This window comes from Synechococcus sp. BA-120 BA3, assembly GCF_034931285.1.
In the GTDB taxonomy this organism is placed as follows: Bacteria; Cyanobacteriota; Cyanobacteriia; order PCC-6307; family Cyanobiaceae; genus Cyanobium.
The window spans coordinates 1-6,542 of sequence record NZ_JAYGHZ010000336.1 but is presented as its reverse complement, the minus strand read 5'-3'; the positions used below and the strand labels follow the sequence as shown (position 1 = coordinate 6,542).

6 protein-coding genes are annotated in these 6,542 nt (G+C 70.3%); 1 reads left to right on the top strand and 5 read right to left on the bottom strand.

Annotated features, from left to right (window positions below):
- The 3 genes from VB737_RS13885 to VB737_RS13875 form a co-directional block, all read right to left on the bottom strand.
- Positions 1 to 461 (bottom strand): NTP transferase domain-containing protein (locus VB737_RS13885; RefSeq protein ID WP_500313812.1); only part of this gene is annotated, 461 nt, incomplete at its 3' end.
- Positions 458 to 919 (bottom strand): nitrate reductase associated protein, encoded by a 462-nt coding sequence (locus VB737_RS13880; RefSeq protein ID WP_500313810.1) that lies wholly within the window; start codon positions 917 to 919, stop codon positions 458 to 460. The genes VB737_RS13885 and VB737_RS13880, both read right to left, overlap by 4 nt.
- Before the next feature lie 57 nt (positions 920 to 976).
- On the bottom strand, positions 977 to 1,858 hold the full coding sequence (locus VB737_RS13875) for a CsgG/HfaB family protein (RefSeq protein ID WP_500313808.1): 882 nt from the start codon (positions 1,856 to 1,858) through the stop codon (positions 977 to 979).
- 290 nt (positions 1,859 to 2,148) lie between these two features.
- Here VB737_RS13875 and VB737_RS13870 point away from each other — a divergent pair, with 290 nt between their 5' ends.
- On the top strand, positions 2,149 to 2,625 hold the full coding sequence (locus VB737_RS13870; protein WP_015110109.1) for a hypothetical protein: 477 nt from the start codon (positions 2,149 to 2,151) through the stop codon (positions 2,623 to 2,625).
- A gap of 9 nt (positions 2,626 to 2,634) precedes the next feature.
- Here VB737_RS13870 and VB737_RS13865 read toward each other — a convergent pair whose 3' ends face one another.
- Positions 2,635 to 4,758 carry a putative bifunctional diguanylate cyclase/phosphodiesterase gene (locus VB737_RS13865; protein ID WP_500313806.1) on the bottom strand — a complete coding sequence of 708 codons (2,124 nt, stop codon included), beginning with the start codon at positions 4,756 to 4,758 and terminating at the stop codon, positions 2,635 to 2,637.
- Between the two features lie 247 nt (positions 4,759 to 5,005).
- A partial coding sequence (locus VB737_RS13860; protein WP_500313804.1) for a transglutaminase family protein occupies positions 5,006 to 6,542 on the bottom strand: 1,537 nt, incomplete at its 5' end.

The window sequence follows — 6,542 nt, the reverse complement described above, 5'->3', positions numbered from 1 at the left end:
GGATAGACCCCCAGCAGCGGCTGCAGCCGCCGGCCGTCGTGGGTCAGGTGGATGGCGGCGGGGCCGGGGGCGGCCGGGGCGGTGGCCAGGGCGTGGGTGGCGGCCTCCAGCACGGCCTCAAGGGCGGTGGTCTCCAGCCAGGGCATGTCCACCGGGCAGAGCAGCAGGCCCTGGTCGGGGTGGTGCGCCATCAGCCGGTCGAGGGCCAGCAGCGGCCCCTCCCGGGGTGGCGGCTCCTCCAGGACCGTGATCGGCTGGCCCAGCCCGTCCCGCAGGGGCCGCGCCAGGGCGTGGTGGGTCCGGTGGTGACTGAGCAGGGTGATCGGCAGCGGCAGCGCCGCCAGGCGCCGGAGGCTGAACTCCAGCCAGGTGCCCCCGGCCGGATGGGGCAGCAGGGCCTTGTCCATGCCCATGCGGCGGCTGGCGCCGCCGCTGAGCAGGCAGGCCCGCAGGCCGTTCATGCCAGCAGGCCGAATTCCGCCAGGGCCCGCGGCAGGTTGCGGTGCTCATGGCCCGGATGGCTGAGCTTCACCAGGGCGAAGCGCTGCAGCTCATCGAGCTCCCCCCAGGCGTGGGGGGGCAGGGTCAGCCCCAGCTGGCGGCAGGAGGCCAGTAGCACCTCCGGGGGGGCGTCATCCCGTTGCCAGGGGGCGCCACGGGCGGGCTCCAGCCGGCCGGCGGCGCCGGCGGCCATGGTGGCCGTGCGCTGCGCGAGCCAGTGGTCCAGCGCCACCAGGGACTCGGGGTCGTCGGGCCAGTCGAGCAGCCGCTGCCGTTCCCCCTCGTCGAGGTCGCTCCAGTGCACCAGCTTCAGCTTGACCCCCACCAGGTCGAGCTTGCGCCGCACCGCCATCGGAATGCAGCGCAGGTCGCCGACGAAGTCGGCCTCGAAGCCGAAACAGTGGTCGTGGCGGCCCATGGAGCCGGACCCGGGGTGGACCTGCACCCTAGGCAGCCGGGGGGCGGACCCTGGCGCTCAGTCCAGCTGCAGCACACCCCTGGTGCGCTGACGGCGCTCCTGGTCCTGCTGCTCGAAGCGGGCCAGGCAGTCCCCCTGGGGCACCAGGACGCAGCTCACGTACTCAGAGGCGTCGACCAGGGCGGCTCGGATGGCCTTGCCGGCGGGGGTGCGCTGGGCCTGGGACTGGTTGTTGCCGAAGTTGAGCGTGCCGGCGGCACCGGTGAGGGCCTGGCCGGTACGGCCCATGTTCGGCGCCAGCCAGAGGGCCAGACCCGCCGCCGGCAGCAGGTTCACGCCGCTGGCGCTGGCGCTGGCCGTGTTGCTGGCGCGGCCTTCCACGGTGCGGGACCCGACCACTTCACCGGTGCTGCTGTCCACCACCCGGATGTCGATCGCCACGTAGTCCTTCGTCTCCAGCTGCTGGTTCTGCTTGCCGAAGCCCAGCAGGCCGAAACTGCTGCCGGACTGCTTCTGCTCCACGTTGGTCTCGTAGGAGGTGACCGTGCCCAGAACGATGTAGCGCGCGCCGCGCATCTGCCCCTTGCGGGCGGCGTCGGGGCCCTTCTTGACGATCCCCAGTTCCGCCAGCTCCTGCTCGGAGAGCACGTCCTTGAGCTGGCGCCGCTCCACCACCTGCAGCGCGCCGGTGCCCTGAAGCTCGTTGGCCAGGGCGGCGGCCAGGTCATCGGCCACCGGCCCCTGCCACCACCACGTGGGCTGGGTGACGGTGTTCTTGAACGCCGGCACCGATACCGTGGGACGGGACACCGGCGGGCGGCTCTGGGCCAGCGCGGTGAGCGGAAGACCGGCGAGGGCGGCGCCGAAGCTGACTCCGAAGACGACCTGGCGGGCGACAGCGCCCAGGGTCAGCCTCTGCACGATTGACGACGTGGCCATGGCGCTGCGTCCTGAACCTGGGCCCGATGAAGCGGCCATTCAAGCAAGTTCCGGCAGCGGTTGGGCCTCCGCCCCGTCGGGATGGCGAACCCCTCCAGCGCTGGAACTGGCCCAGGCTCCACGGGCTTTCGTAGCCGATCTCACCGTGGGACCCCGCCAGGATTAGGTTCACTGAAGAGACCGCAGAGGCTTCTGACGAAGTCGCTCCCATGACCGCCACCGTCCCGTCGAGAGACGAGCTGCAGGATCACCGGCCCTCCGGGGCCAGCCAGGGTCCCCGGCCCGCTCCGATGTTCGAGCTGATCCCCTACGAGAAGTTCCGCGACACCCCGTCGGTGCGGTTCTTCGACATCACCGTGCCCAGCTCAAACAAGCGGGATCTGGTGGTCCACTCGGGTCCGGCGGTGAGCCCGCCGGACTGCCAGGAGACCGGCAGCTGGCAGTTCTATCTCCACCCCCACCAGGAGGACAACCTGCTCGCCATGCATGGCGGCCGCACCTTTTTCCTGGTCAACCTTGGCTGGAACTACCCCTATCACATCGTTCGCCTCGACTGCGGCGGCGACATCCTGCGCATTCCTCCCGGCACCTTCCACCGCTCCGTCTCCGATCCCGACGGCTCCCTGGTGCTCAACCAGGCCGTGCGCGAGGAAGGCGCCAGCGTGGTGCGCGAGTTCCGGGTGTACAACAGCCACCGCATTCCCCGGCTGTTCGCCGTCACCTCCAAGACCGCCCCCCTGCCCAAGCTGCACGGGGTGAGCTGGTAGGAGAAGGCCTCAGGCCGCAGCGACGCCGCCCAGCAGCGCGCCAAAGGCCTCGGCGGGCATCGGCCGGCCCAGAAGGAACCCCTGAAACTGGTCGCAGCCGAGGTTCTGGAGCATGCGCAGCTGCTCGGCGGTTTCCACCCCTTCGGCCAGGGTCATCAGCCCCAGTTCCTTGGCCATCACGATCGTGGCCTTGACGATGGCCAGGTCGGCTTCGTCGTTGCCCAGCCGTTCCACGAAGAACCGGTCGATCTTGAGCTTGTCGAGGGGCAGGGAGTGGAGCATGGCCAACGAGGAGTAGCCCGTGCCGAAGTCGTCGATGGCCAGGCTGAAGCCGCTCTCGGCAAGTTGCCGCAGCTGCTCACCGGCCCGGTCGGGATCATTGAGCAGGGCCGTTTCGGTGATCTCCAGCTCGAGGTTCTCGGGCACCAGGTCGTAGGTGTTCAGCGCCCCGGTCAGGAGCTCGGAAAGGGAGGGATGGTCGGCCCCCAGCTGCAGGGCCGAGATGTTGATGGCAAGCTTCCCCGGCCGCAGCCCCTGGCGATGCCAGGCCTGCAGCTGCCGGCAGGCCTCCTCGATCACCCACAGGCCGATGGTGTGGATCTGGCCGGTCTTCTCCGCCAGCGGGATGAAGACGTTGGGGGACACCATCCGACCGTTCTGGTCACGCCAGCGCAGCAGGGCCTCGGCCCCGGCGATCCGGCTGCCGCCCCGATCAATCTGGGGCTGGTAGAAGAGGCGCAGCTGCTCCCGGTCGATCGCCCGGCCCAGGCTGAGCTCCAGCTCGAGGCGCTCGCGCAGCTGCAGGCTGATTTCCGGCGTGTAGAAGCGCAGCTGGTTCTTGCCGTGCTGCTTGGCCTCCATCAGGGCCGTGTTGGCGAAGCGCAGCAGGGTGTCCGGGTCGGTGCCGTGGTCGGGGGCCAGGGCCACCCCGAGGGAGGCACTGGGCTGGACCGCCAGGCCGGTACCCATCCCGGGGGTGTTGCCGAGGGTGCGGCGGATCTGCTCAGCCCACTGCAGGGCCTCGCCCCGGTCGGCCATGGCCACGGGCCGCAGCAGGATGAACTCGTCGCTGCCCACCCGGGCCAGCCAGTCGTCGGGCCGCATCAGGTGCCGCAGGCAGCTGCCGCTGGCCTGGAGCACCTGGTTGCCGATTTCATGGCCGAGGCTGTTGTTGATCGACTGGAAATTGTCGAGGTCGAGGTTGATCAGGGCGACGCCGCGCTCGCTGCCGGCCGTGCGCAGCAGGCGGGCCAGCTGGCGGACGGCGGCGGCCTTGTTGGGCAGTCGGGTGAGGGGATCGACGAAGGCGATGCGCTCCAGCCGCTGCTGGATCTCGTGCTGTTCGCTGATGTCCTGGACCGTGCCCACCGTGGTGAGGGGCTCACCGTCGTCGCCGCGGGTGGTGCGCCCCCGTTCCAGCACCACCTTGAGCAGGCCGTCACCGAGCAGCAGCCGATGCTCGATCCGGTAGGGCCGGCCCGTGCGGAAGGACTCCTGGAAGGTGGCATCGACCAGGGAGCGGTCCTCCGGATGGACCGTGCGCAGAAAGGACGCATAGGAGGGGGCCGTCAGCTCCGGGGTGGTGTTGAAGATGCAGTAGGTCTCGTTCGACCAGAGCAGTTCCCCGGTGCGGTGGTTCAGCTCCCAGCTGCCCACATGGGTGAGCCGCTCGGCCTCCTGCAGCAGCGAGCCCAGCCGGGTGCTTTCCCGCAGGGCCGTGTCCAGTTCCGTGCGGTCACGGTGGCTCACCAGGGCCACCAGCCGGCCGCAGAGGTCGAGCACCTGGTAGCTCACGGACACGTCCCGGCAGGCGCCGCAACGGGCCCGGTGACGTGTGGCGAAGCTGCCCCTGGGCTGCTGCCGCATCACCCGCAGCTGGTCGCGCATCAGGTCGTCAGCGAGCTCCGCGTCCGCCTGGATGGCCGCCGGATTAAGGGTGAGGAAGTGCTCCCGGGCGTAGCCGAGCCGCTCGTGGGCCGAACGATTGCAGTCGATGAAATGGCCACTGGCCAGATCCAGGACAACAAGATCGTCGCTGCCCAGGTCGGCGGCGAAACGGAGTGCATCGCCGACGCTGTCGACGCAAGGAATCAGCCCCTGTTCCGCCGGGGTGCTGAACCAGAAGGATTGCACTGACGGTTCCATTCACGAAGGATCTTAGGCAGCGTTTTCATTGCTGACCAGGATGGGGAAGAAAACCCCCTGCCAGGCTGAAGCGCAGCGGGATGACGGCCTCACACCTGAAGATTTCACTGGAAACATGGGAAGTCCAGGGCCTCAGAAGTGAGGAAAAGAGAAGAATTCAATGCAGCCTGATCGCCCTGCCGACCTTGGTTTTCGGGGCTTGTCGGGCACGGCGACGGACGACGCCTCCTGGGGCTCAGTCGATCCGCAGGTCGATGGTGAGATCCGTCGGACGCTGGCGTCCCTGCCAGGGGGGAGCGTCGGGCATCGGCCTGTTCAGCGGCTCCGGGGCGGGATCGAAGCGGTGCCCTTCGGGGTGCAGCTGGAAGGCCCGATCGCCATCGGGGGTGCGCACCAGGAGCTCAAGGGGCATGTGGGGCGCGATCGCCGGATGCAGGCACGGGTAGAGCCGCTGGAAGCGGAAGCGAACCGCCAGCGGCGGGCCGGCCCCGTCGGCTTCGGGCTCCAGGGGCAGGGGCCGGCCGTTGATGAACAGCCGGCCGTCGCGGCGGAAGGCCCCATTGGCCAGCACCTCGAAACGGCGTAGGGAACCGTCGATGAAGCGGCTGGTGAACCCACCCTGCACCGGGGTGTCGCAGATCAGGGGCCAGGGCTCGGGAGCCGGCCGCAGCTCCAGGGCGGGCGCCGTGCCGTCGGGGTCGCCTCCCGCCTGCCAGCGCAGCAGGGGCGGGAAGCGCCACTCCCAGATGGCGCGGAAGGGCGCCGGATCCAGGGCCAGGCCATCGGCCGCCAGGTCGGCCTGGATGGCCTCCAGGTCGGCCCACAGCTGGCTGGGCAGCAGCTGGCGGTCGTGCAGGGCTGATCCCCAGTCGTGCAGGCGGTCGGGCCGGTGGCGGGGCTCCAGCAGGTGGGCCGCCAGGGCGCTCCACAGCAGGGCGATGGTGCTGCTCCACTCCATGCGGGGCAGGCTCTCCAGCGCCCGGAACTCCACCAGGCCCAGGCAGCCGGCCGGGGCTCCGGGGTTCCAGAACTTGTCGAAGCTGATCTCGCTGCGGTGGTTGTTGCCGCTGCGGTCGGCGTGGAGATGGCGCAGCGTCTCGCCGATCAGGCCCCGGACATCGCCGAAGGGTTCATCCGTGGGCTGGCCCTCGGCCTGCTCGATGGCCCGGTAGGCCAGCTCCAGGTCGAAGCATTCGCCGATCGCCTCATCCGGCCGGGGCGACTGGGAGGACGGGCCCACCCCGGGGCCGCAGAACAGATAGGCCAGGGACGGGTGCCGTTGCCAGTAGCGCAGGATCCCCGTCAGCCAGGCCGGCCGGGAGAAGAAGGGATGGTGGGCCAGGTCGGGGCCACCCCAGAGCAGGTGGTTGCCGCCGCCGGTGCCCTCCTGGCGGCCGTCGCCCAGGTCCTTCCAGCTGCGCAGCCCCACCCGCTCCCCGGCCTCCTCCAGCCGCTGCAGCCAGCGGCGGTACTTCGTCCAGCTGTGGCAGACGGGCAGGTTGATCTCCAGCACGCCGGGGTCGGCCGTCAGGCCCAGCACCTGCCAGCGCTCGCCGGCATCGAGGGGCAGCACGCCGCTCAGCCGGGGCGCCGCCAGGGCGCCGAGGCTGTCGGCCACCGCCTGCAGCAGCAGGCGCAGGGGTTCCCGCTCCAGCCAACGCCCCGGCAGGAATCTCCCTCCCTCCCCAGGGCCCGCCTGCAGCACCAGAAGCGTCCCCACCACCGCAGGCAGCACCCCAGGCACCGGAAAGCCCTCACGCTCCGACGTCATC

Excerpts from the sequence above, each read along its gene's own strand:
- VB737_RS13880 (WP_500313810.1), bottom strand. The coding sequence starts at position 919 with ATGGGCCGCCACGACCACTGTTTCGGCTTCGAGGCCGACTTCGTCGGC.
- VB737_RS13875 (WP_500313808.1), bottom strand. The coding sequence starts at position 1,858 with ATGGCCACGTCGTCAATCGTGCAGAGGCTGACCCTGGGCGCTGTCGCC.
- VB737_RS13870 (WP_015110109.1), top strand. The coding sequence starts at position 2,149 with ATGTTCGAGCTGATCCCCTACGAGAAGTTCCGCGACACCCCGTCGGTG.